This window comes from Streptomyces sp. MK7 (genome assembly GCF_032658145.1).
Lineage (GTDB): Bacteria > Actinomycetota > Actinomycetes > Streptomycetales > Streptomycetaceae > Streptomyces > Streptomyces spiralis.
Genome location: NZ_JAVACL010000003.1, coordinates 163,397 through 184,388, shown reverse-complemented (window position 1 = coordinate 184,388; position 20,992 = coordinate 163,397). Strand labels below are relative to the sequence as shown.

Annotated in this window: 16 protein-coding genes; 8 read left to right on the top strand and 8 right to left on the bottom strand. The window is 73.8% G+C overall.

The genetic code is table 11. The annotated features are described in order from the left end of the window. Positions 1-130: 130 nt before the first annotated feature. Positions 131-3,445 (top strand): S8 family serine peptidase, encoded by a 3,315-nt coding sequence (locus R2S09_RS05590; protein ID WP_316740026.1) that lies wholly within the window; start codon positions 131-133, stop codon positions 3,443-3,445. Between the two features lie 58 nt (positions 3,446-3,503). Here R2S09_RS05590 and R2S09_RS05585 read toward each other — a convergent pair whose 3' ends face one another. Beyond that, positions 3,504-4,295 carry a hypothetical protein gene (locus R2S09_RS05585; protein WP_316740025.1) on the bottom strand — a complete coding sequence of 264 codons (792 nt, stop codon included), beginning with the start codon at positions 4,293-4,295 and terminating at the stop codon, positions 3,504-3,506. Between the two features lies 1 nt (position 4,296). Then, positions 4,297-4,830, bottom strand: a complete 534-nt coding sequence (locus R2S09_RS05580; protein WP_306190140.1) for an RNA polymerase sigma factor — start codon at positions 4,828-4,830, stop codon at positions 4,297-4,299. A gap of 349 nt (positions 4,831-5,179) precedes the next feature. Between R2S09_RS05580 and R2S09_RS05575 the strand changes: the two genes are divergently transcribed. Then, a complete protein-coding gene (locus tag R2S09_RS05575) occupies positions 5,180-6,196 on the top strand; it encodes an aspartate-semialdehyde dehydrogenase (protein ID WP_306190139.1) in 1,017 nt (338 codons plus the stop codon). Positions 6,197-6,255: 59 nt separating this feature from the next. Here R2S09_RS05575 and R2S09_RS05570 read toward each other — a convergent pair whose 3' ends face one another. Then, a complete protein-coding gene (locus R2S09_RS05570) occupies positions 6,256-6,603 on the bottom strand; it encodes a type II toxin-antitoxin system PemK/MazF family toxin (RefSeq protein ID WP_399143920.1) in 348 nt (115 codons plus the stop codon). Beyond that, a complete protein-coding gene (locus R2S09_RS05565; RefSeq protein WP_306190137.1) occupies positions 6,590-6,820 on the bottom strand; it encodes a ribbon-helix-helix protein, CopG family in 231 nt (76 codons plus the stop codon). Before R2S09_RS05565 ends, R2S09_RS05570 begins: the two co-directional genes overlap by 14 nt. A gap of 100 nt (positions 6,821-6,920) precedes the next feature. Here R2S09_RS05565 and pepN point away from each other — a divergent pair, with 100 nt between their 5' ends. Further along, positions 6,921-9,500 carry an aminopeptidase N gene (gene pepN, locus R2S09_RS05560; RefSeq protein WP_306190136.1) on the top strand — a complete coding sequence of 860 codons (2,580 nt, stop codon included), beginning with the start codon at positions 6,921-6,923 and terminating at the stop codon, positions 9,498-9,500. A gap of 132 nt (positions 9,501-9,632) precedes the next feature. Here pepN and R2S09_RS05555 read toward each other — a convergent pair whose 3' ends face one another. Then, on the bottom strand, positions 9,633-11,141 hold the full coding sequence (locus tag R2S09_RS05555) for an FAD-dependent monooxygenase (protein ID WP_316740023.1): 1,509 nt from the start codon (positions 11,139-11,141) through the stop codon (positions 9,633-9,635). Between the two features lie 128 nt (positions 11,142-11,269). Here R2S09_RS05555 and R2S09_RS05550 point away from each other — a divergent pair, with 128 nt between their 5' ends. Then, positions 11,270-11,836: a TetR family transcriptional regulator gene (locus tag R2S09_RS05550; RefSeq protein WP_306190134.1), complete on the top strand. Its 567-nt coding sequence runs from the start codon at positions 11,270-11,272 to the stop codon at positions 11,834-11,836. A gap of 118 nt (positions 11,837-11,954) precedes the next feature. Here R2S09_RS05550 and R2S09_RS05545 read toward each other — a convergent pair whose 3' ends face one another. The 3 genes from R2S09_RS05545 to R2S09_RS05535 are packed head-to-tail and all read right to left on the bottom strand — an operon-like array spanning position 11,955 to position 14,926. After that, complete coding sequence (locus R2S09_RS05545; RefSeq protein ID WP_306190133.1) at positions 11,955-12,218, bottom strand: hypothetical protein; 264 nt, start codon at positions 12,216-12,218, stop codon at positions 11,955-11,957. Between the two features lie 47 nt (positions 12,219-12,265). Beyond that, positions 12,266-14,635 carry a 4-alpha-glucanotransferase gene (gene malQ / locus R2S09_RS05540; protein WP_316740022.1) on the bottom strand — a complete coding sequence of 790 codons (2,370 nt, stop codon included), beginning with the start codon at positions 14,633-14,635 and terminating at the stop codon, positions 12,266-12,268. Positions 14,636-14,653: 18 nt separating this feature from the next. Next, positions 14,654-14,926, bottom strand: coding sequence for a hypothetical protein (locus tag R2S09_RS05535; RefSeq protein ID WP_306190131.1), 273 nt, complete (start codon positions 14,924-14,926; stop codon positions 14,654-14,656). A gap of 229 nt (positions 14,927-15,155) precedes the next feature. Between R2S09_RS05535 and R2S09_RS05530 the strand changes: the two genes are divergently transcribed. From R2S09_RS05530 to R2S09_RS05515, 4 genes are all read left to right on the top strand, one after another. Beyond that, positions 15,156-18,266, top strand: a complete 3,111-nt coding sequence (locus R2S09_RS05530; RefSeq protein ID WP_316740021.1) for a beta-N-acetylglucosaminidase domain-containing protein — start codon at positions 15,156-15,158, stop codon at positions 18,264-18,266. A gap of 100 nt (positions 18,267-18,366) precedes the next feature. Then, positions 18,367-18,909, top strand: coding sequence for a PadR family transcriptional regulator (locus tag R2S09_RS05525; RefSeq protein WP_306190129.1), 543 nt, complete (start codon positions 18,367-18,369; stop codon positions 18,907-18,909). Then, positions 18,906-19,610 (top strand): ABC transporter ATP-binding protein, encoded by a 705-nt coding sequence (locus R2S09_RS05520; protein WP_306190128.1) that lies wholly within the window; start codon positions 18,906-18,908, stop codon positions 19,608-19,610. Before R2S09_RS05525 ends, R2S09_RS05520 begins: the two co-directional genes overlap by 4 nt. Next, the gene (locus tag R2S09_RS05515) at positions 19,607-20,977 is read left to right on the top strand and encodes an FtsX-like permease family protein (protein ID WP_316740020.1); all 1,371 of its coding nucleotides are present in this window, start codon (positions 19,607-19,609) and stop codon (positions 20,975-20,977) included. The genes R2S09_RS05520 and R2S09_RS05515 overlap by 4 nt, the downstream gene beginning before the upstream one ends. Positions 20,978-20,992: the final 15 nt, after the last annotated feature.

The following is a 20,992-nucleotide window of genomic DNA, read 5'->3' as shown; positions in this document are numbered from 1 at the left end:
CGCCACGGTCAACTCTCCCCAAACATCTTTCCCTTGGGTAAAGCTGAGCGATCGTCCGGCTCCGAAATCCGGACGACCGCGATCGAACCCGATCGCATCTCGCTGGTTCCTTTACCAACAAGGGATGCCGATGACCTCCGATCCCCAGCGCGCCCCGCTCCCGGGCGCGAGACGCCTGGCCCGCACAGCCGTGGCCGCCGGCGTGGTGGCCGCGCTCTGCGCGGCCGGGCCGATACCCCTGGCCGCCGCCGCCCAGGGCGGTCCCGCCCCGTCCGACCCGGCCGTCAAGTCGGCGAGCGCCAAGCTCGGTTCGGACGACGCCGACCTGCTCGCCGCCGCCAAGGCCGACGGCAGCAAGAACGTCACGATGATGATCGCGACCGCGCCCGGACAGACCGAGCAGGTCGCCGAGCAGCTCGACGCGGTCAAGGGCGGCTCCGTGGGCCGCACCTACGACAAGCTCGGCTACGTCCGCGCCACCGTGCCCACCGGACAGGCGGACGCGGCGATCACCGCCGCCGAGAAGCTGTCCTCGGTGCACGCCATCGACCTGCGCCAGGAGATCCCGCTCGACGACCCGACACCGGCCGCGGACACCGCGAAGGGCGCCACAGCCGCCCAACGCACGAGCGGGACCACCTACTCCGGGCCCGACAAGAACACCCCCGCCGAGAACCCGTACAACCCGTCCTTCGAGACGGGCGCCGTCGATTTCGTGAGGCAGAACCCGAAGGCGGACGGCCGCGGCGTCACCATCGGCATCCTCGACTCCGGTGTGGACCTCGGCCACCCGGCGCTCCAGAAGACCACCACCGGCGAACGCAAGATCGTCGACTGGGTGACCGCGACCGACCCGATCGTCGACGGCGACGCCACCTGGCGCCCCATGGTCAGCGCGGTCTCCGGCCCCGAGTTCACCTACGGCGACCAGTCCTGGAAGGCCCCGGCGGGCTCGTACCAGATCAGCACCTTCAAGGAGGCCTCGACCGCGGGCGGCGACGCCAAGGGCGACGCCAACCGCGACGGCGACACCACCGACTCCTGGGGCATCCTCTACGACGCGGCGGCCGGCACGGTCCGCGTCGACCTGGACAACGACAACGACTTCACCGACGACGAGCCGATGAAGCCGTACAAGGACGGCTTCCAGATCGGGTGGTTCGGCACCGACGACCCGAAGACCGACGTGGCCGAACGGCAGCCGTTCGTCGTGCAGATCCGCAAGGACGTGCCGATGGACCCCTACGGCGGGTCCTGGGTCGGCAAGAAGGCCGACTTCGTCAACATCGGTGTGATCGAGTCCGAGCACGGCACCCATGTCGCCGGCATCACCGCCGCCAACGGCCTGTTCGGCGGGAAGATGAACGGCGCGGCCCCCGGCGCGAAGATCGTCTCCTCCCGTGCCTGCACCTGGACCGGCGGCTGCACCAACGTCGCCCTCACCGAGGGCATGATCGACCTGGTCGCCAACCGCGGGGTCGACATCGTCAACATGTCCATCGGCGGCCTCCCGGCGCTGAACGACGGCAACAACGCGCGCGCCGAGCTCTACACGCGTCTCATCGACACCTACGGCGTCCAGCTGGTGATCTCCGCGGGCAACTCCGGGCCCGGCGCCAACACCATCGGCGACCCGGGCCTGGCCGACAAGGTGATCTCCGTCGGCGCGTCGATATCCAAGGAGACCTGGGCGGCCAACTACGGCTCGGTCGTGAGGACCCCGTACGCGATGATGCCGTTCTCCTCGCGCGGCCCGCGTGAGGACGGCGGCTTCACTCCGACGCTGACCGCGCCGGGCGCCGCGATCAACAGCACCCAGACCTGGCTGCCCGGCTCCCCGGTCGCCGAGGCGGGCTACTCGCTGCCGGCCGGCTACTCCATGCTCCAGGGCACCTCGATGGCCTCCCCGCAGGCCACGGGCGCCTCGGCACTGCTGCTGAGCGCCGCGAAGCAGCGGCACCTGGACCTCGCCCCGGCAGACCTGCGCACCGCGCTGACCTCGACCGCCCACCACATCCGGGGTGTCCAGGCCTACGAGGAGGGCGCCGGGCTCATCGACGTCGTGGACGCCTGGACGGCGATCCGCCTCGGCGCCACCGCCCACGACTACACGGTCAAGGCCCCCGTCGACACCGCGATCGACTACGCGCTGAAGGCCCCCGGCTTCGGCACCGGCCTGTACGACCGCGAGGGCGGCCTGAAGGCGGGCCAGAAGAAGACCTACGACGTCACGATCACCCGCGCCTCGGGCCCGGACCACCCGGTCTGGCACACGCTGCGCCTGGTGAACAACGCCGGCAACACCTTCCGTGTCGTCGGCTCGCCCCTGGTGCGGCTGCCGCTGAACCAGCCGGTCACCGTCAAGGTGCAGGCCGCGCCGCGCTCCGCCGGTCTCAAGAGCGCGATCCTCCAGGTCGACGACCCGTTCACGGCCGGGATCGACAAGCAGATCCTCGCCACGGTCGTGGTGGCCGCCCCGGTCGCCTACGCCTACTCGGACTCCGGTTCGGTGCAGCGCAACAGCACCCGCTCCTACTTCCTGACCGTGCCCGAAGGCGCGAAGTCGCTGGAGGTGGCGATCGGCGGGCTGAAGGACAAGAGCCAGACGCGGTTCATCGCCGTCCACCCCTACGGCGTCCCGGTCGACAACACCTCGACCCCGTACTGCTACAACAACTACCTCGACGGCAACGGCTGCAAGCCCGACGTGCGGTCCTACGCCGACCCGCAGCCGGGTGTGTGGGAGGTCGAGGTCGAGGCGCGCCGCACCTCGCCGCTGCTCGACAACCCCTACACGCTGGACGTCACCGTCCTCGGCGCCGCCTTCGACCCCGAGACGGTGACCGTCCCCGAGGCGAAGGCCGGCACGCCGGCCACCGTCTCCTGGAAGGTGACGAACAACTACGCGGCCCTGGACGGCAAACTCGTCGGCGGCCCGCTCGGCTCCGCCGAGTCGGCCCGGCCCACCATCGCCGGCGGTGAGAAGCAGACCACGACGGTGACCGTCCCCGAGGGCGCCGAGTCCCTCGACGTGGCCATCGGCAACGTCTCCGACAAGTCGGCCGACCTGGACCTGACGGTGTACGACGCGAGCGGCAAGCAGGTCGCCCAGTCCGCGGACGGCGACTCGGAGGAGGCGGTCTCCCTCGCCGAGCCCGCCGCCGGGACGTACACGATCGAGGTGGTCGGCTACTCGGTGCCCTCCGGTTCCACCGCGTACGACTACCGGGACGTGTTCTTCTCCGCCGCGCTCGGCACCGTGACGGTCGACGACTCGGCCGCGGTGAAGCTGGGCACCGGCGACTCCGCGACGGTCGCCGGGAAGGTCACGGCCGTGGCCGAGGCGCCCGAGGGCCGTGAGTTCTTCGGTCAGGTGCAGCTGGTGAACGCGCGCGGTACGGTCGCGGGCCTCGGCAGCGTGCGGATCGAGAAGGTCGTGCCGTAGGCGGCGGCGCACACGGCCCGGGCGGGCGCTCGCCGATGCCGGCGGCGCCCGCCCTTCGTCAGTCGGACGACCCGTCACCCTGGTCGCACGTGAGCGTGCGGGACTCCTTGAGCCCTTCCAGGATCCAGGCGCGGTCCCGGGCGATCCCCTGCTCGCCCGTGCTCCAGATGTCCGGGCTGCTCGCATGCCTCGGGATGGCCACGAGAACCCGGTCACCGGTCCGCAGGCGCGGCGAGACGTCGTGGTCCATCAGAAAGGTGACCTGGCCGGGGCCCGTCCGCGGCTTGTAGCGGCGCTCCACGGCGAGCCCGATCCGGTCCTGCCCGGTGCCGGGCTCGGGGTCGACCCGGGTGACCGTGCCCTCGACGATCAACCGCGCGCACGCCACGTATCCCCCGGCGGTGACCTTCGCGTCACCGCTCGCGGAATCGGCGGCCCCGCCGGCCGAGTCGGCCCCGGTCCCGCCCACGGCCAGAAGCCACCCCAGCCCGAACACCCCGCAGACGACGAGGGCCGCGACCAGGGAGCCCACCGCGGCCCTCCGCCCCCGCCGCGCCCGACGGGGCGCCCCCGGCCGCCCCGGAGGCCCACCCGCCGGGCGGCGGCCGGCGGGCGCGCCGCGGCCGGGACGCGGCCCCGGTTCCGCTTCCACTTCCGCTTCCGCTTCCGCGCCCACGAGCGTGTCCGCGATGGCCGTGAGCCGGCGGCGGAGTTCGGTGAGGTCGGTGCGGGCCGCGTGGTAGTCGGTCAGGTAGTCGGCGTCCGAGGAGGCCGGTGGTTCGTCCAGGATCGCGGCCAGCAGGGGGTCCGGCTCGCACGGGTCGTCGGCCCGCGTGCGTTCGGCGGTCATGTCACACCACCTCGTCCTCGTGCAGCCGTTCGCGCAGGGCGCGGACGGCGGTGTGCAGCCGGCTCTTGACCGTGCCCTCGGGGACGCCCAGCTGTTCGGCGATCATCCGTACGGACAGGTCGGCGTAGAAGCGCAGGACCAGCACCTGGCGCTGGGCCTCGGGGAGCTCGTCCAGGCCCCGGGCGACGGCGAGGGACAGCAGCCTGCTGTCCTCGCCCGAGGGGTGTTCCCCCTGCCGCAGCGAGGCCAGCCGCTCGCCGAGCCGCTCCTGGCGCCGCTTGGCGCGGTGCCAGTCCATGGCGAGGTTGGAGGCGACGACCGCCGCCCACGCCGACACGTCCCGCGGCGGCTCCTGGCCGCTCGCGGTGCGCTCCAGCAGCCGCAGACGGACCTGCTGCACCCCGTCCGGCAGGTCCGCCTGCGGCACGCCGCCCAGCGCGAGCACCGCCCGCACCCGGCGTTCCTGGGCCGCGTCCAGCGGATCGTCACCGCCGTGGTCCGTCTCCCGGCCACGGCGCGCCCTTCTGCGCAGCACACGCCCCTCCCCTCCCGCCCTTGCGTCCACGCGTCTCCCCTACGACGCCGCAGCCGCCCGGAACGTTCGGCACCGGCGGCCACGAGGCGTACGTCACATCGCCGTATGCGCCACGGACGGCGGGGCAGACACGGGGCAGCACAGCTTGCGGCGCGGAGGCCTCCCCGGGTGAATTTCTGCAGTTCGGACGGGGTGGGCGCCGTAGGACCGCGACCGTGGGACGGGCGGGCTCGTCCCACTCCTCGGGCGCGGCACGCAAAGAATTGGACACGTGGACCGGGGTCGGCCGCATCATGGAAAGGCCTCGGCCGAGCGCATACGCACGCACAGCACACCAGAGGGAGTCCCCGTGAGGATCGGAATCGTCGGAGCCACCGGTCAGGTCGGCACGGTCATGCGCAGGATCCTCACGGAACGCGACTTCCCGGTCACCGAGCTGCGCCTGTTCGCCTCGGCCCGCTCGGCGGGGACGATCCTCGACGGCGTGACCGTGGAGGACGCCTCCCAGGCCGACTACACCGGCCTGGACATCGTGCTGTTCTCGGCGGGCGGCGCGACCTCGAAGGCGCTGGCCGAGAAGGTCGCCTCCCAGGGCGCCGTGGTGATCGACAACTCCTCGGCCTGGCGCCGGGACCCGGACGTGCCGCTGGTGGTGGCCGAGGTCAACCCGCACGCGATCGCCGGCCGCCCCAAGGGCATCATCGCCAACCCGAACTGCACCACGATGGCCGCGATGCCCGTGCTGAAGCCGCTGCACGAGGAGGCGGGGCTCTCGGCGCTGGTCGTCGCCACCTACCAGGCGGTGTCCGGCTCGGGTCTGGCGGGCGTGGCCGAGCTGCACGGGCAGACCCAGAAGGTCGTCGCGGACGCCGACAAGCTGACCCACGACGGCGCGGCGGTGGACTTCCCCGAGCCGTCCGTCTACAAGCGCCCGATCGCCTTCAACGTGCTGCCCTTCGCGGGGAACCTCGTCGACGACGGTCTGAACGAGACCGACGAGGAGCAGAAGCTGCGCAACGAGTCCCGCAAGATCCTGGAGATCCCGGAGCTGAAGGTCTCCGGCACCTGCGTGCGCGTGCCGGTCTTCTCCGGCCACTCCCTCCAGGTCAACGCCCGCTTCGCCCGCCCGATCAGCCCGGAGCGCGCCACCGAGCTGCTGGCCGGCGCCCCCGGTGTCGCCCTCTCCGACATCCCGACCCCGCTGCAGGCGGCCGGCCAGGACCCGTCCTACGTCGGCCGTGTCCGCCGCGACGAGACGGTGGACAACGGCCTGGCCCTGTTCATCTCCAACGACAACCTCCGCAAGGGCGCGGCCCTGAACGCGGTACAGCTCGCGGAGCTGGTGGCGGCGGAGCTGGGCAAGTAGCCCGCAACATCGCCGTAGGGGCGCCCGCCGATCGATCGGCGGGCGCCCCTACGCCATGTTCAAAGCGCCAAGTGCCGCCGTAGGGCCACGTCGATCTCGGCCATACGCTGGCGCGGTACAGCGCCGACCCGTTGCAGCAGCCGCTCCGGAGCCACGGCACTTACCTGCTCGCACTGCACCTTGGAGTCCTTGGGCAGGCGACTCTCGTCGGCGCGCAGGAAGACCTGGAACGTCAGGACGCGCGCCGTGTTCGACGTCAGTGGCGCCACGGTGACCACGCCGCGCCGGTTCCGCTCAACGGATTCATTGGCACCGTCGTTGGACACGATCACCGCCGGCCTGACCTTGTTGGCCTCACTGCCCCGCGCCGGCTCCAGGTCCACCATGTAGATGTCACCACGCCTCATCGGCGATCCCGTCTCCGCTCGTCCGGTCCCAGAGGGCAGCGTCCTCGCTTGCGTCCCACTCGGCGAATGCTTCCGTGTACTCCTGTTCCAACTGCGCCTGTCGCAGCAGCTCGATCGCGGCGTGTATCACGGCAGATCGGGACTCGGCTTCGGTTCGCGCGGCGTACTCGTCGACGAAGGTGACGTCCTCCTGCGGCAGGCTCACACTGATCTTCATACCGTTAATGCTACCTGGCGGAGCCACACTCCAGCCACCGCGATCCGGGCCGTCTTCGTGGAAGGATGACCGCACCCACACATCACGAGGAGATGACCGCGTGCCTGGCACAAACCTGACTCGCGAAGAGGCACAGCAGCGGGCGAAGCTGCTCACCGTTGACTCGTACGAGATCGATCTCGACCTCTCCGGCGCGCAGGAGGGCGGCACCTACCGGTCCGTGACCACGGTGCGCTTCGACGTCGCCGAGAACGGCGGCGCCTCCTTCATCGACCTGGTCGCGCCGACCGTCCACGAGGTGACCCTCAACGGCGACGCGCTCGACCCGGACGAGGTCTTCAAGGACTCCCGGATCGCGCTGCCGGGTCTGCTCCCGGGCCGCAACATCCTGCGGGTCGTCGCCGACTGCGCGTACACCAACACCGGTGAGGGCCTGCACCGCTTCGTCGACCCCGTGGACGACCAGGCGTACCTGTACACGCAGTTCGAGGTGCCCGACGCCCGCCGGGTCTTCGCCTCCTTCGAGCAGCCGGACCTGAAGGCCACCTTCCAGTTCACCGTGCGGGCCCCCGAGGGCTGGACGGTCGTGTCGAACTCGCCGAGCCCAGAGCCCCGGGACAACGTCTGGGTGTTCGAGCCGACGCCGCGCATCTCGACGTACATCACGGCGCTGATCGTCGGCCCGTACCACTCGGTGCACAGCGTGTACGAGAAGGACGGGCAGTCGGTGCCGCTCGGCATCTACTGCCGGCCCTCGCTCGCCGAGTTCCTCGACGCGGACGCGATCTTCGAGGTCACCCGGCAGGGCTTCGACTGGTTCCAGGAGAAGTTCGACTTCGCCTACCCGTTCGAGAAGTACGACCAGCTGTTCGTGCCCGAGTTCAACGCGGGCGCGATGGAGAACGCGGGCGCGGTGACCATCCGCGACCAGTACGTCTTCCGCTCCAAGGTGACCGACGCGGCGTACGAGATGCGCGCGGAGACGATCCTGCACGAGCTGGCCCACATGTGGTTCGGCGACCTGGTCACCATGGAGTGGTGGAACGACCTGTGGCTGAACGAGTCGTTCGCCACCTACACCTCCATCGCCTGCCAGGCGCACGCGCCGGGCTCGCGCTGGCCGCACTCGTGGACGACGTTCGCCAACTCCATGAAGACCTGGGCGTACCGGCAGGACCAACTGCCGTCCACCCACCCGATCATGGCGGAGATCCGCGACCTGGACGACGTCCTGGTCAACTTCGACGGCATCACCTACGCCAAGGGCGCCAGCGTGCTCAAGCAGCTGGTGGCGTATGTCGGCATGGACGAGTTCTTCCGGGGCGTGCAGGCGTACTTCAAGCGGCACGCCTACGGCAACACGCGCCTGAGCGATCTGCTGGGCGCCCTGGAGGAGACCTCCGGCCGCGACCTGAAGACCTGGTCGGGGAAGTGGCTGGAGACGGCCGGGATCAACGTCCTGCGGCCGGAGATCGACACCGACGCCGACGGCGTCATCACCTCCTTCGCCATCCGCCAGGAGGCCCCCGCCCTGCCCGCCGGCGCGAAGGGCGAGCCGGTGCTGCGCCCGCACCGGATCGCGGTCGGCCTGTACGACCTCGACGAGGCGAGCGGCAAGCTGGTGCGCGCCGCCGACGGCCGGATCGAGCTGGACGTGGACGGCGAGCTCACCGCCGTGCCGCAGCTGGCCGGCCGGCGCCGTCCGGCGGTCGTCCTGCTCAACGACGACGACCTGTCGTACGCCAAGGTCCGCCTGGACGAGCGGTCGCTGGCCTTCGTCACCGAGCACCTGGGCGACTTCGCCTCGTCGCTGCCGCGCGCGCTGTGCTGGGCGTCGGCCTGGGACATGACCCGGGACGCGGAGCTGGCCACCCGCGACTATCTGTCGCTGGTGCTGTCCGGGATCGCCAAGGAGTCCGACATCGGCGTGGTGCAGTCGCTGCACCGCCAGGTGAAGCTGGCGATCGAGCTGTACGCCGACCCGGCCGCCCGCGACGCCCTGCTCGCCCGCTGGACGGAGGCCACGCTGGCCCATCTGCGCGCGGCCGAGGGCGGCGGCGACCACCAGCTGGCGTGGGCGCGCGCCTTCGCGGCGACGGCCCGCACGCCGGAGCAGCTGGACCTGCTGGAGGGTCTGCTGGACGGCTCGCAGTCGATCGAGGGCCTGGCGGTGGACACCGAGCTGCGCTGGGCGTTCGTGGAGCGGCTGGCGGCCGTCGGCCGGTTCGACGAGCCGGAGATCGCGGGCGAGTACGCCCGGGACAAGACCGCGGCCGGTGAGCGGCACGCCGCCACCGCACGGGCGGCCCGCCCGACGCCGGAGGCCAAGGCGGAGGCCTGGGCGTCGGTCATCGACTCCGACAAGCTGCCGAACGCCGTCCAGGAGGCGGTCATCGCGGGCTTCGTCCAGACCGACCAGCGCGAGCTGCTGGCGCCGTACACCGCGCGGTACTTCGAGGTGGTCAAGGACATCTGGGACGCCCGCTCCCACGAGATCGCCCAGCAGATCGCGGTCGGCTTCTACCCGGCGATCCAGGTGTCCGAGGACACTCTGCGCCGGACCGACGAGTGGCTGGCCTCCGCCGAGCCGAACGCGGCGCTGCGCCGGCTGGTGTCGGAGTCGCGGGCGGGTGTCGAGCGGGCGCTGAAGGCCCAGGCGGCGGACGCGGCGGCCGGCTGACGCCCCCGGCCCCGCGGCCGGCTGTACGTACGGCGACGAGGGGCGCCCGGTCGAACACCGGGCGCCCCTCGCTCGTACTGCCGCCCCTCGCTCGTACTGCCCCTCGCCGTACTCCCCTCGTCGTACGCCTCTTCAGCCCACGTGGGTGGCGAGCGCGGCCTCGATCGCGTCGTCGTCGGCCGAGTCCGCGGCCCAGGCCACGTAGCCGTCGGGGCGGACCAGCAGGGCGGTGCGGCGGTCGCTCGCCCAGCGCGCCGCGGTCAGCCGGGCGGCACGCTCCGGCCCGGCCTCGTGGGTCCGCGGCGCCACCAGCACGAACCGGCCGCCGCGCAGGGCCTCGTAGAGCCGGCCGCCGCCGGCGAGGGCGAGGTCCGGGACGCGGGCGCCGACGAGGCGGTGGGAGCCGCGGGGGGCCGCGTAGCGGAAGCCTACGCCGGTGATCTGGCCGGCCGCCTTGCGACGAGCCGGGCCGCAGACGTCGAGGAAGGTGACCAGGGCGGCACGCAGGGCCAGGGTCCAGGGGCGCTTGGCCATGGCGAGGCGGACGATGCCGCCGCTGCTGCGCAGGACGGCCCTGCCGACCGGGTGGCGCTCGGCCTGATAGGTGTCGAGGAGCGCCTCGGGGGCGTGGCCGGTGACGACCTGGACCAGCTTCCAGCCGAGGTTGGCCGCGTCCTGGAGGCCGGTGTTCATGCCCTGGCCGCCGGCCGGGCTGTGGACGTGGGCGGCGTCGCCTGCGAGGAAGACCCGGCCGGCCCGGTAGGCGGGGGCCTGGCGCTCGTCGCTGTGGAAGCGGGACATCCAGCGGGCGTCGTGCATGCCGAAGTCGCGGCCGAGGGCGAGCCGGGTGATCTCCCTGACCTCGTCGAGGTCGACGGGTGCGTGATCGGGGACGTTCCGGCCGCGGTGCCAGCAGATCACGCGGTGGTAGCCGTCGCCGAACGGCGCGAGGAACGCGAAGGCGTCCCCGGCGGCGTTGACGGTCAGCAGGGTCTCGGGCGGCTCGGCGAGCCGCACGTCCGCGAGCACCACGGAACGGATCACCGAGTGCCCCGGGAACGGCTGCCCGATCGCCTCGCGCACCCGGCTGCGCATCCCGTCCGTGCCGACGACGTACGCCGCCCGCAGCGGCTCGGGGTGTCCGTCGGGCCCCTGGACCTCGACCGTGACGCCGTCCGCGTCCTGAGTGAGCCCGGTCATCTCCGTCTCGTGGCGGAAGTCCACGCCGGCCTCGACCGCACGCCGCTCCAGGACCTTCTCCACCTCGTACTGCGGGAGGACGAGCACATGGTTGAACCGGGAGGGCAGGGCGGTGAGGTCGATGGAGAGCCGGCCGAAGAGCCGCAGCCGGCCGAGGGGGCGGCCGACGGCCTCCAGGTCGTCGGCCAGGCTCCGCGAGAGAGGTGCGCGCGAAGCGCGTCCGTCGAGGGTGGTGGTGGGCGACGGGCGGGCGTCCAGTTGCTCGAGGCTGCGGGCGTGCAGGACGAAGGCGCGGGAGAGGTTGCTGATCCGGTGCGGGCGCTTCTCGACGAGGGTGACGCGGACACCGGCGGCGGCGAGGTCGCCCGCCAGGAGGAGCCCGGTGGGGCCGGCGCCGACGACGATGACGGTCGGGGCGGTGTATCCCGTGGTGCCGGTCATGGTGGCCTCCTGGGTGTCAACGCTTGTTGGCCAACGCTTGTGGGTCAACGCTTGTTGGCAACAGTAGGCCCGACGCCCGCGGCAGTCAACGCTTGTTGGCCCACGAATGTTGGCCTACGCTCGTTGGCATGCCCGTGAACCCGCCGCGCCGCTCCGACGCCACCCGTACGGCCATCCTCGACGCCGCCCGCGCACGGTTCGCCGCCGACGGGTACGAACGGGCCACCATCCGGGCGATCGCCAGGGACGCGAAGATCGACCCGTCGATGGTCATGCGGTACTACGGCAGCAAGGAGGGCCTGTTCGCGGCGGTCGTCTCCCCCGACCTGCGCCTGCCGGACGTCGCCGCGCTGCCTCGCGAGGAGGTCGGCCGGGCGCTGGTCTCGCACTTCCTGCGACTGTGGGAGGAGAACGGGGAACTCACGGCGGTCCTGCGCGTCGGCGTCACGAATCCGGCCGGCGCCGAGCGGTTGCAGAAGGTGTTCAAGGACCAGCTGCTGCCGGTCGCGGAAGCGGTGTGCCCGGATCCCGGGCAGGTGCCCGAGCGGGCCGCGCTCGTCGTCTCGCAGCTGCTGGGGCTCGCCCTCACCCGCTACGTGCTGCGGCTTCCGGCCGTCACCGCCCTGGCACGCGAGGACATCCTCGCCTGGCTGGCGCCCACGGTGCAGCGGTACCTGACCGCGGCACACCCCTGAGGGGCGCGTGCTCCCGGAAACGCGCCGAGGGCGCCCACCCCGCCCACGTACGGCGGGGTGGGCGCCCTCGGCGGAGAAGCCGGGAAGCTGAGGGGCGGAGAACCCGGTGGGTCCTCGGTCAGGCCTTGGCGCGGACGTTCACGTCGTTGCCGGTCTCCTGCTTGCGGGACCTGTCCAGGACCATGACCAGGCCGGCGATGACCAGGAACAGCACGATCGGGATACCGACGAAGATGCCCAGCGTCTCGGCGACGCTCAGCCCCGGACCGGGGTCGTCGCCGTCGTCGCGGGTCACCGCGAGCGCGGGGGACGACATGAGCAGCATCATCAGCGTCGTACCGGCCGCCAGGGTGCCGGCGCGCAGGGCGTTCTTCTTGTCCACGGTGCCAACGTAGCGAACGCCGGAACGCGGCGCGCGTCCGGGGTGCCCTATGCGCTGCCCTGTGAGTCCCTCTCGCCCGCCCGCGCGCGGCCTTCCTCCCCTTCTCCTCCCGCTCCTCCCGTCTCCTCTCCCCGCACCCCCGCCCGCAGCACGTCCGTCAGGGCGTGCAGGCGAGGGGAGACGGCCAGGTCCTCCAGGCTCAGCGGGCGGCCCTCGGCGTCGGCGACGGGCAGACGCCAGTTCGGGTACTGGTCCCAGGTGCCGGGGAGGTTCTGCGGGCGGCGGTCGCCGACGGTGTCCGGCAGCCAGAGGCCGATCATGCGGGCGGGGGTGCGCAGCAGGAAGCGGTGGACGGCCTGGATCTCCGCCTCCTCGTCGGCCGCGCAGTGGCCGCCGCCCGTGCCCCGCAGCAGCCCCAGGGCGGTCAGCAGCGCCAGCCACTCGCCGGTGTCCGCGGCGGCCTCCGCGCGCTCCTGCTCCAGCGGGCGGGTGAGCAGGCCGAGGCGGTGGCGCAGTTCGACGTGCTCGCCGGTGAGGCGGGCGGCGGTGGACGGCAGGTCGTGGGTGGTGGCGGTGGCCAGGCAGTCGGCCCGCCAGCGTTCGGGCGGCAGCGGGCGGCCGTCGCCCTCCCAGTCCCGTTCGAACCACAGCACGGACGTGCCGAGCACTCCGCGCCGGTCCAGGGCTTCGCGTACGCCGGGCTCGACGGTGCCCAGGTCCTCGCCGATCACCACGGAGCCCGCCCGCGCGGCCTCCAGCACCAGGATCGCGAGCATGGCCTCGGCGTCGTAGCGGACGTACGTGCCCTCCGTCGGCGGGCGGCCCTGCGGCACCCACCACAGCCGGAACAGGCCCATCACATGGTCGATGCGCAGGGCGCCCGCGTAGTGGAAGAGGGCGCGCAGCAGGCGGCGGAAGGGCGCGTAACCCGATCCGGCGAGGCGGTCGGGGCGCCAGGGGGGCAGGCCCCAGTCCTGGCCGCGCGCGTTGAAGGCGTCCGGTGGGGCGCCGACCGACATGCCGGCCGCGAAGTGGTCCTGCTGCGCCCAGGCGTCGGCGCCGCCGGGGTGCACGCCGACGGCGAGGTCGTGCACGATCCCGATCGGCATGCCGGCCTCGCGGGCGGTGCGCTGGGCGGCGGCGAGCTGTGCGTCGGTGAGCCAGGCGAGGCGGGAGTGGAAGTCGACGCGGTCCATGAGTTCGGCGCGGGCGCGGGCGGTCTCGGCCGAGCGCGGGTCCCGGAGCCCCTCGGGCCACCGGCTCCAGTCCGAGCCGTGCATCTCCGCCAGGGCGCACCAGGTGGCATGGTCCTCCAGGGCCTGGCCCCCCCGGGCGAGGAAGTCGGCGTAGGCGGCACGGCGGCCGGGGCCGAGCGGCACCCGGAGCACCGGTTCCAGTGCCTCGCGCTTGAGCTCCCACACCGCGTCCCGGTCGATCAGGGCGCCCTTGTCGAGGACGGCGGCGCGCAGCCGCTCGGCCCGGTCCAGCAGGGCGCGCAGCCGCTCGCGGTCGGCGTCGTCGGTGACGTAGGCGAACTCGGGGACGTCCTCGACGCGCAGGTGCACGGGGTCCGGGAAGCGGCGCGAGGAGGGCCGGTAGGGGGAGGGGTCGGTGGGCGCGCCGGGCACGCCCGCGTGCAGCGGGTTGACCTGGACGAAACCGGCGCCCAGCGACCGTCCCGCCCAGGCGCTGAGCTCGGCCAGGTCGCCGAGGTCGCCCATGCCCCAGGAGCGGTGGGACAGGAGGGAGTACAGCTGGACGAGCAGTCCGTAGGAGCGTCCGGACGGGGTGGGCAGCCGGGGCGGGGCGACGATCAGATGGGCCTCGCCGGTGCGGCCGTCGGGGGCGGTGGCGGTCAGCCGGTGGACGCCCGGTGGCAGGCCGCGGTCCACCGTGGAGCGGATCTCGCCCTGCTCGGTCTCGACGCGCAACCGGGTCCCGGGCGGCAGCCCGGCGACAACGGCGGCAAGGCTCGTCTCCCGGCCGGGCGAGCTGGTGTTCCGGACCGCGGAGCCCGTTTCCGGGGGCACGTCCGCGGATCCCGCGTCCGGGCGCCCGGCCGTCGAACTCATGTCCGGTCCCGGTACGCGCGTCCCGCGGCCCGACGCGCCCGCGTCACGGCCCCGGGTGCCCCGGTCCCGTACGCCGGTCCCACCGTCCAGGTCGTCGTTCCAGAGGACCACCGTGGGCGGGAGCAGGCGCTGCGCCAGGTGCCGTTCGCGGGCGGTGAGTGCGGCGCGGGTGGACTCGGGCGTGCTCGCGTCGACGTCCAGGGCGGCCAGGGCCGCGACGACCGCGGCGGCGGAGGCGGCCACCGTACGGCCCGGCGAGGGGCTGTAGGAGGTGGCGACGCCGTGCAGCACGGCGAGCCGGGTCAGCTCATCGTCCGGGGGTTCGGCCGACCGTGGCGCAGTCATCCATAACTCCTGCAACTCCTAGTACTCCGCGCCGCTGGGGTCCGGGTCGGCGGCGGACTCGCTGGTCAGGGGAGCTGCCTCGGCGAGCGGCGGTTCGCTGGTCAGCGGCTCGGCGTCGGGCAGCGGCGGCTCGCTGGTCAGCGGCGGCTCGGCGCAGGCGCCCTCCGCGCTGAACACGTCCGGGCGGGGATGGTCGGCGGACGGCCCCGGGTACGGGACCGGTTCCGCCGAGGGTTTGGACAGGGCCGTGTCGGACAGGGCCGGGAGCAGAAGGTGAGCGGGTGCGGACACGGTGGTCTCCTCGTCGAGTGCGGCACAGTGCGGATGACCGCAGCCCTACCCAGTGCACGCGACGGCAGACGTACAACGCCGGACGACATGCCGTGGGTCACATTCCGCTCTCTCCAGGGTGGGGCAAACTCGGCACAGCGGCCACTCTCATTGACACCCGTCACCGCCGAGTGGTGGGCTCGATACTCCTCGACACCGCCGTGGGAATCCGAGCGACGAAGGAGGGGCCGTGCAGGTTCGGCGCGGAAAGGGGGCGATCGCACTCGCGTTCGCCGTCGTCGCCGGGACCCTCACGGCCGCGCCGGCGGCCGTCGCGGCGCCACCGGCCCCGGGCACCAGCCCCGACACCGGCACCACCTCGGACACCGGCACCGGCACCGGCACGGGAGCCGGCCCGAGCGCCTCCCCCGTCTCCGCCTCCCGGGACGTCGCCGTCTGGCCCCGCCCGCAGTCCCTGCGCACCACCGGCGGCGCGGTCGCGGTCACCGACCGGGTCGCCCTGGTCGCCGATCCGACGGCGGACCCGTACGCCCTCGACGCGCTGCGCGCGCTGCTGCGCGGCGCCGGGGCCCGGACGGTCACGGACCTCGGCGAGGCGGACCCGGTCCCGGCGGGGGTCCTGGTGGTCCGGGCCCGCACCGAACGGCCGCACGGCGATCCGCGCCACGCGCTGCCCGCCGGCGGCTACCTCCTCACCGTCGGCCACGACCGCGCTCACGCGTCCACCGGGAGCGCCGCCGCCGTGACCCTCACCGGCGCCGGCGAGGACGGCCTGTTCCACGCCGTGCAGACACTGCGGCAGCTGGTCCGCGCCGACGGCACGATCCCCGGCGTCTCGGCCCGGGACTGGCCCGGCAGCGCCGTCCGCGGCACCACCGAGGGCTTCTACGGCACCCCGTGGACGCACGAACAGCGGCTCGCGCAGCTGGACTTCATGGGCCGCACCAAGCAGAACCGCTACCTGTACGCCCCCGGCGACGACCTCTACCGCCAGGACCGGTGGCGTGAGCCGTACCCGGCGGCGCAGCGGGCGGCCTTCCGCGAGCTGGCCGAGCGGGCGCGCCGCAACCACGTCACACTCGCCTGGGCGGTGGCACCCGGCCAGTCCCTGTGCTTCGCCTCCGACGCCGACGTACGGGCGCTCACGCGCAAGCTGGACGCCATGTGGGCGCTGGGGTTCCGGGCCTTCCAGCTCCAGTTCCAGGACGTCAGCTACAGCGAGTGGCACTGCGGCGCGGACCCGGACCGGTTCGGGTCCGGCCCCGAGGCCGCGGCGCGGGCCCAGGCGCAAGTCGCGAACGCGGTCGCCCGGCACCTGACGGAGCGCCACCCGGGCGCCGTACCGCTGTCGTTGACGCCGACCGAGTTCTACGAGGACGGCACCACCCCCTACCGGCGTGCGCTGGCGGGCGAGCTGGACGAGTCGGTGCAGGTGGCCTGGACGGGGGTGGGCGTGGTGCCCCGGACCATCACGGGCGGCGAACTCGCCGGCGCCCGCGAGGCGTTCGGGCATCCGCTGGTGACCATGGACAACTACCCGGTGAACGACTACGCCGAGGACCGGATCTTCCTCGGCCCCTACACCGGCCGCGAACCGGCGGTCGCGAACGGCTCGGCCGCCCTCCTCGCCAACGCCATGCAGCAGGCCGAGGCCTCCCGCATCCCACTGTTCACCGCGGCCGACTACGCCTGGAACCCGCGCGCCTACCGCCCGGAGGAGTCCTGGCGGGCGGCGATCGCCGACCTGGCGGCGGGCGACGCACGGCGGGAGCGTGCCCTGTCGGCGCTGGCCGGGAACGACGCCTCCTCGGTGCTCGGCGGCACCGAGTCGGCGTATCTGCGCCCGCTGGTGGCGGCCCTGTGGCGGGCGCGCACGACGACGGACCGCGCGGCGAACGAGGCCGCCGAGGAACGGCTGCGCGCCGCGTTCACCGAGATGGGCCACACCCCCGGCGCGCTCGCCGCCGACCACGGCCTCGCCGCGGAAGTCGCCCCGTGGTCGGAGCAGTTGGCCCGCTACGGCAGGGCGGGCACGGCCGCGCTTGACATGCTGCGCGCCCAGCGCACGGGCGACGCGGCCGGCGCCTGGGCGGCGTACCGCACGCTCGGCCGGCTGCGGGACGAGGCCGGGCGTGCCGGGGTGACCGTCGGCAAGGGCGTGCTGGACCCCTTCCTCGACAAGGCGCGGCAGGCCTACGAGGCCTGGGCGGGCCTGACCGGGAAAACGGCCGCCGGTGACCGGGCCGGGAGCGAGGACGGCCGCACGGTGGTGCGGCTGCCGCGCCCCCGCCCCCTCAGCGCCGTGACCGTGCTGACGGACCCCGGGACCGGCGGGACCGTCGAGGCGCACGTCCCCGGAAGGGGCTGGCAGCGCGTCGGGGCGCTGGCCGACCGGGGCGCCACGGAACTGACGGTCGGACAGCTCCCGGCCCCCGGCGGCAGCACGTCCACCGGCCCTGCGACGCGGCCGCCGGCCCTCTGGCCGCCCCGGCCGCCGTCCTCGGGCCCGGTCTCGGGCGCGTGGACGCGTCCGCCGGCCGTCGCCGGCCCGGCCGCGGGCACGCCCGTCGACGCCGTCCGCGTCACCGGCGCCGCCCCCTCCCGGGTCCGTCATGTGGTCCCGTGGTTCGCCGACACGCCCGCCGCCGGCCTGGAGCTGCCGCGCCCGCGGACGGACGCGGAGATCGGCGGCACCGAGCGGCTGACCGCCCGGCTGACCGCGCTCGGCCCCGCGGACGTGCACGGCAAGGTCACCGTGGAGGCCCCCGAGGGCATCGAGGTCCACGTCCCGGCGGCCGCCCTGACGGTGCCGCGCGGCACCGAGGTCGACGTGCCTCTCGAGGTGACCGTGCCACCCACCGCGCCCACCCGGTCCTACGACGTCCGCGTCAGCTTCGCCGGAGTCACCCGCACGCTCACCGTCCGCGCCTTCCCGCGCACCGCCGGAAGCGACGTGGCCCGTACCGGAACCGCGCGTTCGTCCGGTGACGAGACGCCCGACTTCCCGGCGTCCGCCGCCAACGACGGCGACCCCGGCACCCGCTGGTCGTCCCCCGCCGACGACGGCGCCTGGTGGCAGGTGGAGCTGGCACGCCCGGTACGGCTGGGCCGGGTGGTCCTGCACTGGCAGGACGCGTACGCGTCGGCCTACCGGGTCCTGGTCTCCTCGGACGGCCGCCGCTGGCGCACCGCCGCCTCGGTGACGGACGGCCGGGGCGGCCGGGAGACGGTACGGATGGACGAGCGGGACGTGCGCTTCGTCCGCGTCCAGGGCCAGAAGCGGGCCACTCGGTACGGCTGTTCACTGTGGTCGGTGGAGGCGTACGCGGTGGCGGGCTGAGGCGTACGCGGCACGGGGCACGGGAGTCCCGTCAGTTCCGTCCGGGTTTTTCGTCGATCACTATTCACTCAGTACATGTACGCAGTACATACTGATCTCCATGAGCACCCGCCACATCCTGCTCGGCCTGCTCGCCAAAGGTCCGAGCCATGGCTACGACCTCAAGCGACGCCACGACGACCACTTCCCGCAGGCCCGCCCGCTGGCCTACGGCCAGGTGTACACGACCTTGCAGCGGCTGGTCCGCGACGGTCTCGCGGAGGTGGCCGGCACGGACGCCGACGGCGGACCGGAGCGGACGCTGTACCGCCTCACCGAGGACGGCGCCCGGGAAGCGACCGACTGGGCCGGACAGGTCACCCCGCCCGCGCCGCACGTGACGAACGAGATCTTCGCCAAGGTCGTCGTCGCGATCCTCACCGACGGCGACCCGGCCGCCCATCTGCTCGCACAGCGCGCCGCCCACATGGAGCGGATGCGGGAGCTGACCGCGCTCAAGACCGCTGCGGGCACCGAACTGGCGACCGTGCTGGCCGCGGACTACGCCCTCAACCACCTCGACGCCGACCTGCGCTGGATGACCACCACCCAGGCCCGGCTCACCACTCTGACCGCTGTGACCGTGGAGGCCGACCGAGCATGAGCAACCGACCGGAGCCCCTTGTGGTGGCCCGTGACCTCGTCAAGACGCACGGCAGGACCCCGGCGCTACGCGGGGCCGGCCTGGAACTCGGCGCGGGCGAGATCGTCGCCGTGACCGGACCGAGCGGCAGCGGGAAGTCCACGCTCCTGCACTGCCTGGCGGGCATCGCCTCCCCCGACGAGGGCTCGGTGACGTACGCCGGGGAGCGCGTCGACACCCTGCCCGAGCGGCGGCTGAGCGAACTGCGCCGCACCGAGTTCGGCGTGGTGTTCCAGTTCGGCCAGCTGATCCCGGAGCTGACGGCCCTGGACAACGTGGCACTGCCGCTGATGCTGGCCGGGACCGCGCGGGAGGCCGCTCAGGAGCGGGCGGCCGACTGGCTGGAACGGTTCGGCGCGGGGGAACAGCGGGGACTGCGGCCCGGGGAGCTGAGCGGCGGCCAGGCGCAGCGGGTGGCGCTGGCGCGGGCGCTGGTGACCGGCCCGCGGGTCGTCTTCGCGGACGAGCCGACGGGGGCGCTGGACTCGCTGGCGAGCGAGCAGGTGATGGCGGCGCTGGTGCGCACGGCCCGGGAGACGGGCGCCGCGGTGCTGGTGGTCACGCACGACGCCCAGGTGGCGGCGTACACGGACCGTGAGGTGCGGCTCCAGGACGGCGTGACGCAGGCCAGTGTGACGGCGGGGCTGGAGGTGCACGCGTGAGGACCGATCTGCGGCTGGCCTGGCTGCTCGTACGGGGATCCGACCGGCAGGAGTGGTGGCGGATCGCCCTCACGGCGGCGGGGGCGATGTGCGCGACGGGGCTGGGGCTGGCGGCGGCCGCGCTCGCCTCGGTGCGCGGGCACTACTCCTTCTCCTTCGGCCACGGCCTGCTGGACAACCCCGGCGAGCGCTCCGGGGCGATCGTCGCGCTGTCGCTCCTGCTGGTTCCGGTGCTCGGCTTCCTCGGCCAGTGCACCCGGATCGGCGCGGTGCACCGGGACCGGCGCGTGGCCGCACTGCGGCTGGCGGGCACGGAGCCGGGCCGGGTCCGGCGGATCGTCGCGCTGGAGACGGGCCTGGCCTGTCTGCTGGGCTCGGTGCTCGCCACCGCGGTCGCGGTGCCGGCGCTGCTGGGTGCGTGGCAGCGGCCGCCGGCCCTGGCCTGGGCCGGGATCGCGCTGGTCGCGGTGGGCGTGCCGGTGCTGGGCACGGCGGCCGGGGTGCTGGCGCTGCGCCGGGTGGTGACCTCGCCGCTCGGCTGGGTGCGGCGCAGCCGGCGCCGGACCGGGCGGGGGCCGGGGCTGACGTTCCTCGGCGCGCTGCTGGTCGTGGTCGTGGCGGCGCCGCTCGCCGTGGCCAGTACGTCCGCCGGTACCACCGGTTCGCGTCATGACCTCGGGCCGCTCGTGGTGTTCGCGGCGGTGCTGGCGGTCGGTGTCGGCACGGTGTGGCTCACGGGCACCCTGTCCGGGCTGACCGGGCGGCTGCTCGCGGCCCGGACCGGCTCTCCCACGGTGCTGATCGCGGCCGAGGGGCTGCGGGACGACCCGTGGGCGGCGGCCCGTGCGCATGCGGCGGTGCTGCTGGTGACGGTCGTCGGAACCGGGTTCGTGGGGGTACGGCAGGTCCTGCTGACCGACCTGGAGGACAGGCGCCGCCAGGGCTCCCTCGCGGCGGACATGGCCTTCTACACCACCGGCGTGAACCTGACGGCCGGGGCGATCGGGCTCGCCCTGGTGTTCGTCCTCGTCGCGCTCGCCGTCGGCACCGCCGAGTCCCTCGCCACCCGGCGCCGGGGCCTGGCCGCCCAGGTCGCCGCCGGGGTGCCGCGGGCGCTGCTCGCCCGGACACTGCTGCTGGAGACCGCGCTGCCGCTGGCCCCGGCCACCCTGGTGGCGGGCGCGGGCGGGCTGGCCATCGGCATCGCCTACGCCCGGGTGGCGTCCCACGGCTCCACCGGCTGGCCGGTGCCCTACGCGGCCCTGCTGGTCCCGGCCGGTGTGTACGCCGCCTGCCTGCTGGCCGCCGCCGGCTCCCTGCCGCTGCTGCGGCGCTCGGTACGGCCGGGGGAGCTGCGGTACGCCTAGGGGGCCGGACAGGAC